Annotated in this window: 17 protein-coding genes and 1 tRNA gene; 8 read left to right on the plus strand and 10 right to left on the minus strand. The window is 70.7% G+C overall.

All coding sequences use genetic code 11. The features are described 5' to 3' along the window. Positions 1–78: 78 nt before the first annotated feature. The 3 genes from H6927_00370 to H6927_00380 are packed head-to-tail and all read right to left on the minus strand — an operon-like array spanning position 79 to position 1,796. Complete coding sequence (locus H6927_00370; GenBank protein MCP5216562.1) at positions 79–462, minus strand: dihydroneopterin aldolase; 384 nt, start codon at positions 460–462, stop codon at positions 79–81. Between the two features lie 18 nt (positions 463–480). Further along, positions 481–894, minus strand: a complete 414-nt coding sequence (locus tag H6927_00375) for a dihydroneopterin aldolase (protein ID MCP5216563.1) — start codon at positions 892–894, stop codon at positions 481–483. Beyond that, on the minus strand, positions 891–1,796 hold the full coding sequence (locus tag H6927_00380; GenBank protein MCP5216564.1) for an SDR family oxidoreductase: 906 nt from the start codon (positions 1,794–1,796) through the stop codon (positions 891–893). The genes H6927_00375 and H6927_00380 overlap by 4 nt, the downstream gene beginning before the upstream one ends. 33 nt (positions 1,797–1,829) lie before the next feature. Here H6927_00380 and H6927_00385 point away from each other — a divergent pair, with 33 nt between their 5' ends. After that, positions 1,830–3,014, plus strand: a complete 1,185-nt coding sequence (locus H6927_00385; protein MCP5216565.1) for an SAM-dependent methyltransferase — start codon at positions 1,830–1,832, stop codon at positions 3,012–3,014. After that, positions 3,015–3,209, plus strand: coding sequence for a DUF2905 domain-containing protein (locus tag H6927_00390; GenBank protein MCP5216566.1), 195 nt, complete (start codon positions 3,015–3,017; stop codon positions 3,207–3,209). 48 nt (positions 3,210–3,257) lie between these two features. Here H6927_00390 and H6927_00395 read toward each other — a convergent pair whose 3' ends face one another. Together H6927_00395 and rodA are read right to left on the minus strand one after the other, a co-directional pair. Further along, on the minus strand, positions 3,258–3,596 hold the full coding sequence (locus H6927_00395) for a YegP family protein (GenBank protein MCP5216567.1): 339 nt from the start codon (positions 3,594–3,596) through the stop codon (positions 3,258–3,260). Between the two features lie 77 nt (positions 3,597–3,673). Next, positions 3,674–4,828, minus strand: coding sequence for a rod shape-determining protein RodA (gene rodA, locus H6927_00400; protein MCP5216568.1), 1,155 nt, complete (start codon positions 4,826–4,828; stop codon positions 3,674–3,676). Positions 4,829–4,868: 40 nt separating this feature from the next. Between rodA and H6927_00405 the strand changes: the two genes are divergently transcribed. From H6927_00405 to ruvC, 5 genes are all read left to right on the plus strand, one after another. Next, positions 4,869–5,468 (plus strand): esterase, encoded by a 600-nt coding sequence (locus H6927_00405; GenBank protein ID MCP5216569.1) that lies wholly within the window; start codon positions 4,869–4,871, stop codon positions 5,466–5,468. Between the two features lie 113 nt (positions 5,469–5,581). Next, positions 5,582–7,642, plus strand: a complete 2,061-nt coding sequence (locus H6927_00410; protein MCP5216570.1) for an RNB domain-containing ribonuclease — start codon at positions 5,582–5,584, stop codon at positions 7,640–7,642. Beyond that, the gene (locus H6927_00415; GenBank protein MCP5216571.1) at positions 7,642–8,556 is read left to right on the plus strand and encodes a TonB family protein; all 915 of its coding nucleotides are present in this window, start codon (positions 7,642–7,644) and stop codon (positions 8,554–8,556) included. Before H6927_00410 ends, H6927_00415 begins: the two co-directional genes overlap by 1 nt. Continuing rightward, positions 8,556–9,281, plus strand: a complete 726-nt coding sequence (gene mtgA / locus H6927_00420; GenBank protein ID MCP5216572.1) for a monofunctional biosynthetic peptidoglycan transglycosylase — start codon at positions 8,556–8,558, stop codon at positions 9,279–9,281. The genes H6927_00415 and mtgA overlap by 1 nt, the downstream gene beginning before the upstream one ends. Further along, positions 9,278–9,817, plus strand: coding sequence for a crossover junction endodeoxyribonuclease RuvC (gene ruvC, locus H6927_00425; GenBank protein ID MCP5216573.1), 540 nt, complete (start codon positions 9,278–9,280; stop codon positions 9,815–9,817). The genes mtgA and ruvC overlap by 4 nt, the downstream gene beginning before the upstream one ends. 16 nt (positions 9,818–9,833) lie before the next feature. Here the strand turns inward: ruvC and H6927_00430 are convergent, their stop codons facing one another. Continuing rightward, complete coding sequence (locus H6927_00430) at positions 9,834–10,910, minus strand: YeiH family putative sulfate export transporter (protein ID MCP5216574.1); 1,077 nt, start codon at positions 10,908–10,910, stop codon at positions 9,834–9,836. Positions 10,911–11,042: 132 nt separating this feature from the next. Here H6927_00430 and H6927_00435 point away from each other — a divergent pair, with 132 nt between their 5' ends. Continuing rightward, positions 11,043–11,963 (plus strand): LysR family transcriptional regulator, encoded by a 921-nt coding sequence (locus tag H6927_00435; GenBank protein ID MCP5216575.1) that lies wholly within the window; start codon positions 11,043–11,045, stop codon positions 11,961–11,963. A 16-nt stretch (positions 11,964–11,979) separates the two neighbouring features. Here the strand turns inward: H6927_00435 and H6927_00440 are convergent, their stop codons facing one another. The 4 genes from H6927_00440 to H6927_00455 form a co-directional block, all read right to left on the minus strand. Further along, a complete protein-coding gene (locus tag H6927_00440) occupies positions 11,980–12,558 on the minus strand; it encodes a TMEM165/GDT1 family protein (GenBank protein ID MCP5216576.1) in 579 nt (192 codons plus the stop codon). Positions 12,559–12,830: 272 nt separating this feature from the next. Continuing rightward, a tRNA-Phe gene (locus tag H6927_00445) sits at positions 12,831–12,906 on the minus strand. A 34-nt stretch (positions 12,907–12,940) separates the two neighbouring features. Continuing rightward, the gene (locus H6927_00450; GenBank protein MCP5216577.1) at positions 12,941–13,669 is read right to left on the minus strand and encodes a response regulator; all 729 of its coding nucleotides are present in this window, start codon (positions 13,667–13,669) and stop codon (positions 12,941–12,943) included. A gap of 27 nt (positions 13,670–13,696) precedes the next feature. Beyond that, positions 13,697–15,937: a PAS domain-containing protein gene (locus H6927_00455; GenBank protein ID MCP5216578.1), complete on the minus strand. Its 2,241-nt coding sequence runs from the start codon at positions 15,935–15,937 to the stop codon at positions 13,697–13,699. Between the last annotated feature and the right edge of the window lie 41 nt (positions 15,938–15,978).

Below are 15,978 nucleotides of genomic sequence, written 5' to 3' on the forward strand. Positions count from 1 at the left end.
TCCTCCGGTTGGCTGATGGGTGAGGGCCTGTTCACTGTAAAGGACAAGCCCGCGTTTGTCATGGGGGTCGGCAGCGGTTTACCAGCGCCCGGCCTCCATGCGGATGGCCACCGCGCAGTCGTCGAAGATTTCCAGCTTGGTGATCGTCACGCGCACGCCCTGCACGCCGTGCAGGCCCAGCAGGCGCTGGCACAGCTTGCCGATCAGGCTCTCCAGCAGGTTGACGTGCTCGGCGGTGCATTCGTCGATGATGATCTGGCGCACCTTGCGGTAGTCCAGCACGTGGGTGATGTCGTCGTCGCGCGGGCGCAGCGGCTGCGCGCCCAGGTTCAGCTCGGCGTCCACCTGGATCGGCTGCGGCGCACGCTTTTCGTGCTCCAGGATGCCCAGGTTGGCGGCAAAGCGCAGGCCGGTCAGCTGCAGGTGCTGGTCGCCCAGCTCGGGCGCGAAGTCGTGGCTCATCATGGTTTCAGCAAAGCTTCACCAGGGTTTGACGGCGACGCGCTCGACGCCGACCGAGGCGCTGTCGGCGTACACGTCGGGCTTGCGCGTGGCCACGCGCGCGGCCTGCACCTCGGGGCGGCGCAGCACGGCGGCCAGCACGGCGTCGCACAGGGTTTCCTGCAGCTCGTGGTGCCGCCGGCCGACGGCCTGGTCGATCACCTCGCGCACGAAGTCGTAGTCCAGCGTGTGGGCGATGTCGTCGCGCGCGGCAGCGGCGTGCTGCAGCCGCACGCACAGGTCGACGTCGAACCACAGGCGCTGCGGCTTGTGGCGCTCGAACTCGTGCACGCCGATGCGCACCGCGCGCTCGTGCCGGCGCAGGCTGAGCAGGCGGCACTCGGTGGCCAGGCGCGCGTCCAGCGTGGCGAAGGCCAGCAGCATGGAGTTCATGATCTGCCCCGGTCGCCGCCGGGCCGCCCCAAGGCGGCCACAGCCCCCTCGGGGGGCAGCGCACCACGCGCCAGCGGGGGAGCGTGGGGGCCCGTTTCCACGGCGAACATCACGTCCCGGTCGAGCGCCACCAGGTGCTGGCCGTTGTCGGCCTGCAGCGTGGTGCCGTTCAGGCTGGGGTTTTCGGCAATGAACAGCGCGCAGCGCGCCACGTCGACCGCATCGATGGGCTGGCGCAGCAGGTTGACGCGGCTGGCACGCTCGAAGTTGGCCTGCGTCTGCGGCCCGCTCAGGTACATCAGCCCGGGCGACAGGCCGCACACGCGCACCCAGGGCGCCAGCGCCTGCGCCTGCAGGGCTACGCTGTGGGCCAGCGCCAGCTTGCTGACGGTGTAGGAGAAATAGTCCGGATTCAGGTTGTGCACCTTCTGGTCCAGCACGTGCACCACGCTGCAGCGGCCAGCCGTGGGCTGGCCCGCCTGCGCCAGCGCCGCCGCCAGCGCGTTGGCCAGCAGCAGGGGCGTGACGGTGTTGGTCGCCAGGTGCTTCATCAGGCTTTCAGCCCCCGCCGACAAAGCCTCGTCCGCTTCAAAAACAGAAGCATTGTTGACGATGCACTGCGGCAGTCCGCCGCTGGCCGTACGGGCCTGATGCAGCAGCGCGGCGGCCGCGTCGGGCGCGTGCAGGTCGGCGTGCAGCAGCTGGCATTGCCCGCCCAGGGCCTGGATCTCGGCCTGCAGCGCGCGGGCCGCGTCGGTGGAATGGCGGTGGTGCGCCAGCACGCCCCAGCCGGCGCGCGCGAAGGCCAGGCTGATCTCGCGCCCCAGCCGGCGCGCCGCGCCGGTGACCAGCACGGTGCGGGCGTTGGAAGGTGAGCGGGCGGCGTCGGACACGGGTTGCATTGTGGCAAATCGGCGCCGCGGCCGGCCGCGCCCATGGCGGACAATGCGCGCGTGTCCTCCGCCATCGCTGAACCTACCCCCTTGACCGAACTGGCCGCGCGCATCGCCGGCGACATCCAGGCCGCCGGCGGCTGGCTGCCCTTCGACCGCTTCATGCAGCAGGCGCTGTACGCGCCGGGCCTGGGCTACTACGCCCATGGCTCGCGCAAGTTCGGCCAGCTGGCGCGCGACGGCAGCGACTTCGTCACCGCGCCCGAGTTGTCGCCCCTGTTCGGCCAGACGCTGGCGGACGCGGTGGCCGAGGCCCTGCGGCACACCGGCACGGACGAGGTCTGGGAGTTCGGCGCCGGCTCGGGCGTGCTGGCCGAGCAGGTGCTGGGCGAGCTGGCGCGGCGCGGCCAGGCGCCGCGCCGCTACACCATCGTGGACGTGTCCGGCGCCCTGCGCGCGCGCCAGCAGCAGCGCCTGGCCGCGCACGGCGAGCTGGTGCAGTGGGCCAGCCAGCTGCCCGACACCCTGCGCGGCGTGGTGCTGGGCAACGAGGTGCTGGACGCCATGCCGGTGCAGCTGCTGGCGCGCGTGGACGGCGTGTGGCACGAACGCGGCGTGATTTTCAAGCCCAATGAGGCTCCAGCCGGCGCCAGAAAAGCGCAGACAGCTATGATTTCAGGATCATTCGCCTGGAGCGACCGGGCGAGCCCGCTGCGCCCGCCCGTCGAGGTGGCGGGCGCGCACGACTACGTGACCGAGATCCACCCGCAGGCCGAGGCCTTCGTGCGCACCGTGGCCGAGCGCCTGGCGCGCGGCGGGCGCGGCGCGGCGTTTTTCGTCGACTACGGCTTTCCCGAGGCCGAGTACTACCACCCGCAGCGCCATATGGGCACGCTGGCCTGCCACCGCGCGCACCGCATGGACGACGACCCGCTGGCGGACGTGGGCGAGAAGGACATCACCGCGCACGTCAACTTCACCGGCATCGCCCTGGCCGCGCAGGACGCCGGCCTGTCGGTGCTGGGCTACACCAGCCAGGGGCGCTTCCTGCTCAACAGCGGCCTGGCCGAGCGCATGGCCGAGCTGCCGGCCACCGCCCGCGCGCCGGCCATGAAGCTGCTGGCCGAGCACGAGATGGGCGAGCTGTTCAAGGTCATCGGCCTGGCGGTGGGCGAAGGCTGGGCGGCGCGCGGCTTCGCGGCGGGCGACCGCACGCATCGGCTGTAAATGATCCGCTGGCTGATCGTCGTCTTCCTGGCCCTGGTGCTGATCAACGGCCTGGCGCCGTTCCTGCGCAGGTTCGGCCTGGGGCGCCTGCCGGGCGACTTTCACTTTCGCCTGTTCGGGCGCGAGTGGTTCATTCCGCTGGCCAGCACGGTGCTGCTGAGCCTGCTGGCCAGCCTGATCGCGCGCTGGCTCTGAAAAAAAAGCCGCCCGCAGGCGGCTCGGCACGGGACAGGCCACCCGCCGTCAGACTGCGCTCTGGTCGTCCACGCTGGCGCCGGGGGCATTACTGATGCATGACGCGATGCCGTGGTCGCGCGCCGCCTCGCTGGAATACATCTGGCTTTGGCCGATCACTTGGCCGTTGGTGGCCTTGAGCGTGAAGTAGGGTGAGCCGTCCTTGGCGGTCAGCTTGTCGTAGCGCGCCGCGTCGGCGCCGTTCTTCTTGACCGACTCGATGCCGTTGACGGCGCTGGCCTTGGCCTCGTACATCTCGCTCGTCAGGATGATCTGGCCATTGCTGGCCAGCAGGTTGAAGTGGAATTTGCCGTTCTTGGACTTCTTGAGCTCGAACTTGCCGGCCATGTCTTCTCCTGGGTGGGGTTGAAAAACCCCTGCATTGTGACGGCACCCGCCCGGCTGGCAAGCCAGGCTGCCGATGCTCAGCTCTGGATCAGCCGCTTTTCCTTGGCGATCGACATCAGCATGCCCAGCGCCAGGCCCAGCGTGACCATGGCGGTGCCGCCGTAGCTGATGAAGGGCAGGGGCACGCCCACCACCGGCAGGATGCCGCTGACCATGCTCATGTTGACGAAGGCGTAGGTGAAGAAGATGGTGGCCAGGCTGGCCGCCAGCAGGCGCGCGAACAGGGTGGGCCCTTCGGCGGCGATCATCAGGCTGCGCAGGACCAGAAAGACGAAGGCGGCAATCACCATCAGGTTGCCGACCAGGCCGAACTCCTCGGAGAAGGCGGCAAAGATGAAGTCCGTGGTGCGCTCGGGGATGAACTCCAGGTGCGTCTGCGTGCCCTGCATGAAGCCCTTGCCCCACAGCCCGCCCGAGCCGATGGCGATCATGCCCTGCAGGATGTGAAAGCCCTTGCCCAGCGGGTCGCGCGTGGGGTCCAGCAGGGTGCACACGCGCTGGCGCTGGTATTCGTGCAGCACCACCCAGTCCTGGCCGTCGGCGCACAGCCGCGGCTCGAAGGCCAGGATCAGCGCCACGCCGGCGGCGGCGATCAGCACCGGCGGCAGCACCAGCTTCCAGGGCAGGCCGGCAAAGAAGATCACCGCCAGGCCGGCGGCCAGCACCAGCATGGCGGTGCCCAGGTCGGGCTGCCTGACGATCAGCGCCACCGGCACCGCCAGCAGGCCAAAGGCGACGGCGAAGTCCAGCGCGCGGGTCTGCCCCTCGCGGCGGTGGAACCACCAGGCCAGCATCATGGGCGTGGCGATCTTCAGCAGCTCGCTGGGCTGGATGACCACGCCCAGGTTGATCCAGCGCTGCGCGCCCTTCTTGCTGATGCCGAACAGCGCCACCGCCACCAGCAGCGCCACGCCCAGCACGTACACCGGCACCGCCAGCTGCATCAGCCGCCGGGGCGGCACCTGCGCCACCACCACCATGATGCCGGCGGCGATCAGCATGTTGCGCCCATGGTCGACGAAGCGCGTGCCGTGATCGAACCCCGACGAATACATGGCCAGCAGGCCCAGCCCGGCCAGCAGCAGCATGGCCAGCAGCAGCAGCCAGTCGAGCCCGCGCAGGTGGGGCCGCACGCGCTGCCACGGCGAGGGTCGGTCGAATACAACAGCCATGGCGGGATTATCCCGCGCACCCATCCCGTAGCATGGCGCGATGGCCACCACCCACCTGCTCTACCTGCACGGCTTTCGCTCCTCGCCCCAATCCAGCAAGGCGCAGCGGATGGCCGCGCGCGTGCGCGCCGAGCACCCCGCCGTGCGCTGGTGGTGCCCGCAGCTGCCGCCTTCGCCGCGCGCCGCGGCGGCGCTGATCGACGCCGGCACGGCCGACTGGCCCGCCGAGGGCATGGCCGTCGTCGGCTCCTCGCTGGGCGGCTACTACGCCACCTGGCTGGCCCAGCGGCGCGGCTGCCGCGCGGTGGTGCTCAACCCCGCCGTCGATCCCGCCCGCGACCTGGCGGCCCACGTCGGCGAGCAGACGGCCTGGCACGACCCGACCGAAAACTTCTTCTTCCGGGCCGAATACATCGACGAGCTGCGCGCGCTGCAAGCCGGGCCGCTGGCCGCGCCCGGCCGCACCCTGGCCATCGTCGCCAAGGGCGACGAGCTGCTGGACTGGCGCGAGATGAGCGCGCGCTACGCCGGCGCGCGGCTGCGCCTGCTGGAGGGGGGCGACCACGCGCTGTCGGACTTTCCCCGGCTGATCGGCGAGGTGCTGTCGTTTCTGCAACTTGCCCCCGATCAAAAATCCTGATTTGATAGCTGCTTGCGCTTGCTGCATCCGGGCAAACACCCGATTTCGTTCATAAAACGCACTTGGGCGGCCGGACCGGGGCGCCGCGGTTGATGGGACAATCCGTCCCCTCCATGCACATGTTTTTCGACGAAGCCGGCAAGTTCCTGGCCGGCCGCATCCTTTCCGAGGCCGAAGCCTCCGCCCAGGTCGAGCTCGACTCGGGCAAGCGCGTCAAGGTCAAGGCCGCCAACCAGCTGCTGCGCTTCGAGCAGCCCGCGCCCGGCGAGCTGCTGGTCCAGGCCGAAACCCTGGCCGCCGACATCGACCCGGCGCTGGCCTGGGAATTCGCCCCCGAGGGCGAGTTCGGCTTTGCCGAGCTGGCGGCCGACTACTTCGGCGGCTCGCCCACCATCGTGCAGCAGGCCGCCGCGCTGTGGGCGCTGCAGCAGGCGCCGCACTATTTTCGCCGCGCCGGCAAGGGCCGCTTCAAGAAGGCGCCGGCCGACATCGTGGCGCAGGCGCTGGCCGCCATCGAGAAGAAAAGGCAGCTCGCCGCCCAGATCGCCGGCTGGGCCAACGAGCTGGCCGCCGGCCGCTGCCCGGCGCCCATCGGCGAGCAGCTCTACAAGATCCTGTTCAAGCCCGACAAGAACGCGCCCGAGTACAAGGCCGTGGTCGAGGCCGCGCGCACCGCGCAGCTGGCGCCGCTGACGCTGCTGCAGCGCGCCGGCGCCATCACCTCGGCCTACCAGTTTCACTGGCAGCGCTTTCTGTTCGAGAACTTTCCCCGGGGCACCGGCTTTCCCCCTCTCGCGGCACCGGTGCTGCCGCAGGACTTGCCGCTGGCCGCGGTGCAGGCCTATTCCATCGACGACTCGCAAACCACCGAGATCGACGACGCACTGTCGGTGCAAGGCCTGGGCAGCGGCGCCGTGGTGCTGGGCATCCACATCGCCGCGCCGGCGCTGGCCATCCAGCCGGGCGACGCGCTGGACGACGTGGCGCGCGAACGCCTGTCCACCGTCTACATGCCGGGCTACAAGATCACCATGCTGCCCGAGGCCGTGGTGCAGGCCTACACCCTGGCCGAGGGGCAGGCGGTGCCGGCGGTGTCGCTGTACGTCACGCTGGACGAGGCTACGCTCGCCATCCAGGCCAGCGAGACGCGCATCGAGCGCGTGCCCATCGCCGCCAACCTGCGCCATGACCAGCTCGACCACCTGATCACGCCCGACTGGCTGGCGGGCACCGCCGATTCAAGCCCCATCGGCTCGCAGCCGGCACCCATCGAGCGCGAGCAGCTATCGTTTTTGTATCGACTGGCGCAACACCTGAAGGCCCGGCGCGAGCAGGTGCGCGGCAAGCCCGAGACTTTCAACCGGCCCGACTACAGCTTCAAACTGGTCGGTAACGACGGCGAGGTGCCGACCGGCGATGAAGAAGTCCTGATCACCACCCGCCAGCGCGGCGCGCCGCTGGATTTGATGGTGGCCGAGCTGATGATCCTGGCCAACAGCAGCTGGGGCGAATGGCTCAAGAGCCTGGGCGTGCCCGCCATCTACCGCAGCCAGGCCAGCCTGCTGCCCGGCATCAAGGTGCGCATGGGCGCCAAGGCGCTGCCGCACGCCGGCATCGGCGTGCCCAGCTACGCCTGGAGCACCTCGCCGCTGCGCCGCTATGTCGATCTGGTCAACCAGTGGCAGATCATCGCCGCCGCGCGCCACGGCACGGCCGCCGCGCTGGCCGCGCCCTTCAAGCCCAAGGACGCGCAGCTGTTCGCCATCATCAGCGCCTTCGACGCCGCCTACAGCGCCTACAACGGCCACCAGGCCAGCATGGAGCGCTTCTGGACGCTGCAATACCTGCAGCAGCACGGCCTGAGCGAGCTGGACGCCAGCCTGCTGCGCGAGCAGCCCGGCGGCGCCTGGCTGGCGCGCGCCGACGAGCTGCCGCTGGTGTTCACCGTCATGGGCTCGCAGACGCTGGTGCGCGGCGCCCGCGTGCGCGTCAAGCTGGGCGCCATCGACCCCATCGCGCTGGACGTGCACGGCAGCGTGACCGAGGTGCTGGGCGAGCAGGCCGCGCCCAGCGCCGCCGACGGCGCCGAGGACGACGAGGACGCCGCCGGCCCGCTGAGCATCGCGGTCGACGTGGGCGAGCCCGAGCCCGACGGCAAGGGCCCGGCCGCATGATGGCCGCGCGCCTGCCGCAGCTGCCCTCGTGGCGCGCGTTCAGCACCCTGCAGTGGGCGCTGGCGGTGTCGGTGCTGGTGCACGCCGCGCTGCTGACGGTGCGCTTCGTCAACCCCGAGGGCTTTGCGCGGGTGTTCCAGGACAACACGCTGGACGTCATCCTGGTCAACGCCAAGTCGGACGAGAAACCGGCCAAGGCCCAGGCCATCGCCCAGCACAGCCTGGCCGGCGGCGGCGAGGCCAAGGACGCGCGCATCGTCAGCACGCCGCTGCCGCCCAGCCCGCGCGAGGCCGAGGGCAACGACGCCATCGACGAGAACCGCCGCCAGATCGACCACATGCAGCGCCAGCAGGAGCTGCTGCTGGCCCAGGTGCGCGAGCAGCTGGCCGCCATGCCCCAGCCCGCGCCCGAGGCTGCCCGCGACGACCCGCAGGCGCGCGCCGAGCAGGAGCGCCGCGAGCAGCTGCAAAAGCTGCTGGCCGCCATTGAAAAGCGCGTCGAGGAAGAAAACGCGCGCCCGCGCAAGCGCTACCTCAGCCCCGCCACGCTGGGCGCCACCTACGCGACGTACTACGACGACATGCGCCGCAAGATCGAGCAGGTGGGCACCGCCAACTTTCCGCACGTGGCCGGGCGCAAGCTGTACGGCGAGCTGCTGATGGCGCTGCTGATCAACCACGACGGCCGCATCCTGGACGCGCGCGTGGTGCGCGGCTCGGGCAACCGCATGCTCGACCGCCTGGCCGAGGCCATCGCGCAAAAGGCCGCGCCCTTCGGCCCCTTCACGCCCGCCATGCGCAAGGACACCGACCAGTTCGACGTCACGGCGCGCTTTCGCTTCACGCACGAGCAGACGCTGGAGACCACGCTGCAGGCCGACGAGCTGAGCGCCACCGTCCGGAGCGGCCGCTGATGCGCCTGCTGGGGCGTTGGCTGCTGCTGGCCGTGACCGGCGCCGTGCTGCTGCAGCTGTTCTTCATCGGCCGCATCGCCCTGACGGTGCTCGTCGATCCGCAGTCCACCACCTTCGAGCGCTCCGAGGCCTGGCGCCTGGCCAGCCAGGGCGAGCTGCGCTGGAGCCAGCAGTGGCGCGACTACGGCCAGATCTCGGACCAGCTCAAGCGCGCCGTCATCGCGTCCGAAGACGACGGCTTCACCAACCACGAGGGCGTGGACTGGGAAGCCATGGAGCGCGCCTGGGAGCGCAACGCCAAGGCCGAGCAGGCGGCGGCCGAGCGCGCCGCGAAAGAGCTGCCGGCGCGCCCCATCAAGATTCGCGGCGGCTCCACCATCACCCAGCAGCTGGCCAAGAACCTGCTGCTGTCGGGCGAGCGCACGCTGCTGCGCAAGGGCCAGGAGCTGGTGCTGACCTTCGCGCTGGAGCGCCTGCTGACCAAGCGCCGCATCCTGGAGCTGTACCTGAACCACGTCGAATGGGGCACCGGCGTGTTCGGCGCCGAGGCCGCCGCGCGGCACTACTTCAGGAAAAGCGCCGCGCAACTGAGCGCCTGGGAGGCCGCGCGCCTGGCCGTCATGCTGCCGCGCCCGCGCTACTTCGAGCAGCGCCCGCGCTCGGCCTACCTCAGCCAGCGCGCGCGCGTCATCGTCGGCCGCATGCGGGCGGCCGAACTGCCATGAGGATTCTGGGCATCGACCCCGGCCTGCGCAGCACCGGCTTCGGCGTGCTGGACGTCGACGGCCCGCGCCTGGCCTACGTCGCCAGCGGCGTCATCCGCACGCACGACGCCGCGCAGGGCGACCTGCCCGCGCGCCTGAAGCTGCTGTTCGACGGCATCCACGAGGTGCACGCGCGCTACCAGCCGCAGGCGGCGGTGGTGGAGATCGTCTTCGTCAACGTCAACCCGCAGGCCACCCTGCTGCTGGGCCAGGCGCGCGGCGCCTGCATCACGGCGCTGGTGCATTGCGGCCTGCCGGTGGCCGAATACACCGCGCTGCAAATGAAAAAGGCCGTGGCCGGCCACGGCAAGGCCGCCAAGGCGCAGGTGCAGGCCATGGTGCAGCGCCTGCTGAACCTGCCCCAGGCCCCGGGCCCGGACGCCGCCGACGCGCTGGGCCTGGCCATCACGCATGCGCATGCGGGCACCACCCTGGCGCGCCTGCACGCCTCGGGCCTGGCACGCACCACCAGCAGCATGTACCGCCGGGGGCGCTGACGGCAGGCCGGTCAGATCAGCCCAGGAACAGGCGGTTCAGCAGCGCCCCGCCCGCCACCAGCCAGCCGAACAGCAGCAAGGCCAGCAGCAGCGGCCGCAGGCCCGCCTTGCGGATGGCGCTGGCGTGGGTGGTCAGGCCCAGCGCGGCCATGGCCATGGCCAGCAGGTGGTTGTCCAGCGCGGTGGCCGCCGCCGTCACGGGCTGGGGCAGCCACTGCAGCGAGTTGAATGCCACCACCGCCACGAAGCCGACGGCAAACCAGGGCACCGTCAGGCGCGGCGCCTGCAGGTCCGCCGCGCCGCCCGCCCGCCGGTCCGGGTGCCGCGCCAGCCAGGCCGACAGCGCCAGCAGGAAGGGTGCCAGCATCATCACGCGCACCATCTTGACGATCACGGCCGTGTCCGTCGCCTCCGCGCCGATGGCGTTGCCCGCGGCAACCACCTGGGCCACCTCGTGCACGGTGGAGCCGATGTAGATGCCGAAGGCGCGCTCGCCGCCGGCCAGCCAGCCCGCGTGCTGGTTGAGCGCGTACAGCGCCGGATACAGAAAGGTGGCGATGGTGCCGAACACCACCACCGTGGCGACGGCCACGGCCACCTCCTCCGCGCGGCCCTTGACCACGGGCTCGGCCGCCAGCACGGCGGCGGCGCCGCAGATCGAGCTGCCGGCGCCGATCAGCATGGCCGTGGAGCGCTCCAGCCCCAGCCAGCGCGTGCCCAGCCACACCGCCAGCGTGAAGGTGCCGCACACCACCACGGCGTCGATCAGCACCCCGGCCGCGCCCACGTGGACCACGTCCTGCACCGTCAGCCGCAGGCCGTACAGCACGATGCCCAGGCGCAGCAGGTTCTGCTTGGAAAAGCCCACCCCCGGCCCCGCCTGCGCGGCGATGCGCGCGTAGCCCAGGTTGCCCACCAGCATGCCCAGCACGATGGCCAGGCTGAGCCCGCTCAGGCCCGCGGCCTGCACCCAGTCGTACTCGGCCAGCCAGATCGCCAGCCAGCCCAGGCCGGCGCTGAGCGCCAGGCCCGGCAGCAGGCGGCCCGCCGCGCCCCAGGCATCCCCCTCGATCGATCGCGACAAAGCAGACATTCGCACCCCATGGCTGTCACGCACCCGGATGTGCGCATGGCGGGACTCTAGGGACCGCCCATCAATCCGTCCAACGAGTTGTTTTTGTATGATCAAGCTGATTGATCGATTGAATGGAGCACCATGTCTCCCCTGCACCTGACCCTGCGGCAACTGCAGGTCTTCACGGCCGTGGCCCACGGCGGCAGCACGGCCGCGGCCGGCGCCGCCATCGGCCTGTCGCAGTCGGCCACCAGCGCCGCGCTGAAGGAGCTGGAGCGCATGCTGGGCGCGCCCCTGTTCGACCGCGTGGGCAAGCGCCTGCAGCTCAACAGCAGCGGACGCGCGCTGCTGCCGCGCGCCCTGTCGCTGCTGGATGGCGCCGCCAGCCTGCAGCGCGCCGCGCAGGGCGACCAGGACAGCCCGGACGCCCTGCGCATCGGCGCCAGCACCACCATCGGCAACTACGTGCTGCCGCGCTGGCTCAGCCTGCACTGGGCGTCCTGGTACGCCGCGCAGCCGCCCGAATGGCACGCGCAGGTGAAGATCGGCAACACGGCCGAGATCTGCCGCGCGGTGGCCGACTTCAGCCTCGACGTGGGCCTGATCGAAGGCCCCTGCCACGACCCGCTGCTGCAGGCCCGCCCCTGGCTGCGCGACGAGCTGCTGGTCGTCGCCTCACCCCGCCTGGCGCGCCAGCTGCAGCCCCAGGCCGGCGCCTTGTGCGCGGTGCCCGTCGGCGTGCTGCGCCAGCAGGTCTGGCTGCTGCGCGAGGCCGGCTCGGGCACGCGGGTGGCCACCGACCACGAGCTGCTGCCGCACCTGCGCGCCTATCGCCGCAGCATCGAGCTGGGCAACTCCGAGGCCATCAAGCACGCCGCCGCCGAGGGCCTGGGCCTGGCCTGCCTGTCCGAATGGGTGGTGGCCGACCTGATCAAGTCCGGCCGCCTCACGCGCCTGGCCACCACGCTGCCGCGCATGCTGCGCCCCTGCTACCTGGTGCTGCACCGGCACAAGCAGGCCACCGGCGCGCTCGAGCGCCTGACGGCGTCGCTGATGCAAAGCGCGGCGTGACGCCCAGGCCGGGCCGTCAAAGGCCGAAGCCCGCCCCCGCGCCGAGCAGGGTGGCGATGCCCAGCAGCGCGAAGATGGCGGCGGCCATCGCGTGCACCAGCTTCATCGGGATGCGGGCGGCCAGCTTGTCGCCCACGAACACCGCCGGCACGTCGGCGATCAGCATGCCCAGCGTCGTGCCCAGCACCACCAGCAGCGGCGTGGCGTAGTGCGCTGCCATGGCGATGGTGGCGATCTGCGTCTTGTCCCCCATCTCGGCCAGGAAGAAGGTGACCAGCGTGGCGCCGAACACGCCCAGGCGCTGGGCGACCTGCGATTCCTCCTCTTCGATCTTGTCGGGAATCAGCGTCCAGACGGCCATGCCGAGAAACGACAGGCCCAGCACCCAGCGCAGGATGCCCGGACTGACCGAGGCGGTGATCCAGGCCCCGAGCGCGCCCGCCAGGCCGTGATTGACCAGCGTGGCCACCAGGATGCCCAGGATGATCGGCAGCGGCTTCTTGAAGCGCGCGGCCAGGATGAAGGCGAGGAGCTGGGTCTTGTCGCCGATTTCAGCCAGGGCGACGACACCGGTCGATACGAGGAGGGCTTCCATGAACGCTTCCAGGCCGCGGATGAGCGACGATCGACCACCACGCCTCCCCGGCCGAATCGGAGGCGTCGTGGTCAAAGGTCTTGCCAGGCATGGAAACCGCTGACGCCATGACCTGCGGGTCAAGTGTGTTGACGTCAGCCTCTTGAAGGACCAAGAGCGGCTACTCCCCAATGACCCGGCTATTCTATCAAGCCGCCCCGATCCGGGCCGGCCAAGAAAAAACCCCGCTCTCGTTTGAGTAGCGGGGTTTTCAATGCCCATAAGGGCTTGTTTGGTGGCCTGGGGCGGAATCGAACCACCGACACAAGGATTTTCAGTCCTCTGCTCTACCAACTGAGCTACCGGGCCGTGAAGCGCGAGATTATAGCGAAGAATTTCGGGCTCACGTGGCCGCCTGGCTGCTCTTGCGGCCGCGGGCCAGGTCGACCCCCAGTTGCTTGAGCTTGCGGTACAGGTGGGTGCGCTCCAGGCCCGTCTTTTCGGCCACCCGCGTCATCGAGCCGCCTTCCTTGGCCAGGTGAAATTCGAAGTACGCCTTCTCGAACGCGTCGCGCGCCTCGCGCAGCGGCTGATCGAGCTCGAAGCTGCGCTGCGCCTGCGGCGTGAGGTCGAGGGCCGCGGGCAGCATCTGGCCGCCGGTCATGGCGGCTTCGACGGTGAGTTCGATTTCCGCCGCGCCCATTCCACCGGGCGCGCGCTCGCCGTCGCGCGCGGCCGCGGTGGTCGTCGAGCCCGAGGTCGCCGGCTGCGAGCGCGCCAGCGCCTGTTCAACGGCCTTGAGCAGCTTTTGCAGCGTGATGGGCTTTTCGAGGAAGGCGTGCGCGCCGATGCGCGTGGCCTCGACAGCGGTCTCGATGGTGGCGTGGCCGCTCATCATGATGACGGGCATGGTCAGCAGGCCCGCGCCGCGCCACTCCTTGAGCAGGGTGACGCCGTCGGTGTCGGGCATCCAGATGTCGAGCAGCACCAGATCGGGGCAGGCGTTTTGCCGCGCGGCCCGCGCCTGGGCGGCGTTCTCGGCCAGTTCGACGGTGTGACCCTCGTCATTGAGGATCTCCGACAGGAGATCCCGAATGCCCAGTTCGTCGTCAACCACCAGAATGTTGGCCATGAGAAAGCGTGTTTCCTTTGCGTGAGGTCAGCCGGCCGCGTTGCTTGTCCCGGGGGACTCGGTGGCGGGCTCGAACGTCAATGATACTTGCGCCCCGGCAACGTGCCCATCGACGATGCGATTGGACACATCCACGCGCGCGCCATGTTCCTCGGCGATCTTCTTGACCACCGCCAGGCCCAGGCCGGTGCCCTTGGCCTTGGTGGTCACGTAGGGCTCGAAGGCGCGCTTGAGAATGGCGTCGGGAAAGCCATGGCCATGGTCGATGACCGACAGGCGCACGCGTTGCGCGCTGGCCGACCACTGGGTGCGAATGACGACGCCGCCACCTGCCGCCGCCTGGGCCGCGTCGGGCACGGGCGAGGCGTCGAGCGCGTTTTGCACCAGGTTGTGGATGACCTGGCGCAGCTGCTGCGCATCGCCCAGGATGAGCGGGCAGGCGCCGTCGCGCTCGAAGCGCACCGGCACCACGGCGCCATGGCCAGGGCCGTCCAGGTGGGCGCCGTACAGGTGCAGCACCTCGGCCACCAGTTCGTTCAGATCCAGGGGCTTGAGCTGCGCCGCGGGCAGGCGCGCGTAGTCGCGAAACTCGTTGACCAGGCGCTTCATGGCGTCGACCTGCTCGACGATGGTGTGCACCGACTTGATGAGCAGCGCGCGGTCGGTATCGGGCAGCTTGTCGGCCAGCCGCCGCTCCAGCCGCTCGGCCGACAGCTGGATGGGCGTGAGCGGGTTCTTGATCTCGTGCGCCAGGCGGCGCGCCACCTCGGCCCAGGCCTGGGTGCGCTGGGCGGAGACGATCTCGGAGATGTCGTCGAACACCAGCAGGCGCAGCCCGCCCGGCAGGGCCGCGCCGCGCGCCACCAGCGACACGGCCTCGGCGTTGGCCCCGTCGGTGGCGCCGTGCAGCTCGAAGGCGTGCTGCCAGTGATCGGGCCCATGCTCGATGCGAGCGGCCTCGAACTGGTCGAACTGCGCCTGCACGTCGTGGCCGAAGGCCTCCAGCTTGGGCAGTGCGGCCAGCGGGTGGCCGACGCCGGCCGCCAAGGGAGCCCGCAGGATGCGCGTGGCGCCCGGGTTGGCCGACTGGATGACGCCGGCCGGGTCGAGCACGATGACGCCCGCCGTCAGGTTGTCCAGGATGGTCTGCAGGTTGGCGCGCGCGGTTTCCACCTCGCGCATGCTGGCGTCCACCGCCGTGCGGGCGTCGGCCAGCTGGCGCGTCATGTCGGCGAACGAGCGCGTCAGGCCCACCAGCTCGTCGCGCCCGGCCAGGATCACCTTGGGCCGCAAATCGCCCGCGGCCACCTGGCGCACGCCGTCGGCCAGCATCAGCAGGGGCGTGGCCAGCTGCTGGCCCAGCAACACCGCCAGCAGCACCGCGCCGAACACGGCCAGGAACAGCGCCAGCGTCAGGGTGCCGATGTACATGCGGCGCAAGCCCTGGCGGCCCAGCGCGCGCTCCTGGTATTCCCGGTTGGCCTCCTGCACGGCCAGGGCGTTTTCGACCAGCACGCTGGGCAGCGGCTGCACCGCCTCGACCAGGCGTGCCTCGTCGGTCAGGCCCAGCGTGCGCGCGCCCACCACCGCCAGGGCGCGGATGCGCGCCTCGGGCGGGGTGCTGCCGGCCGGGCGCGGCACCGCGGCTTCGTCCAGGCCTTCGATCTGGGTGGCCACGCCCTGGGCACGCACGTTGCGCAGCAGCTGCGCCGAGGGCTTGGTGGGCGAAAGGTCGAAGCGCGACAGCCCGGCGCTGGCGATCAGCCGCCCCGAGCTGCTCCACAGGTTGGCGTCGGTGGCGCCGATCTGCGTGCGCAGCCGCTCCAGCGGCAGGGCCGCCGCCGCGTCGGGCGTGTCGGCCAGCAGGGCCGCGGCGCCGCGCAGCTGGTTGCCGAATTCGCGCGCCTGCGTCTCCAGCGAGCTGCGCGCCAGGGTCAGGCCCGATTCGAGCGCGCCCTCCACCTTGACGTCGAACCAGGTCTCGATCGAGCGCGACACGAACTGGTAGGACACGCCGTAGATGAGCAGGCCCGGCAACACGCCCACCAGGCCGAAGATGGCCGCCAGCTTGATCAGCAGGCGGCTGCCGAACTTGCCGCGCCGCAGGCGCGACAGCAGGCGATAGACGCCCCACAGGATGACCAGCGCCAGCACCACCGCCGCCGCGATGTTGACCCACAGCAGGCGGGTGAAGTAGCGCTCGTAGAGCAGGCGGTTGTTGGTGGCCTGCACCAGCAGGAAGATCAGCACCAGCCCGCCCACCAGCATGGTGACGGCGGCCAGGCGCAGCGTCCAGCGCGTGACGCTGC

It is taken from the genome of Burkholderiaceae bacterium, from assembly GCA_024235995.1.
GTDB lineage: Bacteria > Pseudomonadota > Gammaproteobacteria > Burkholderiales > Burkholderiaceae_C > Ottowia.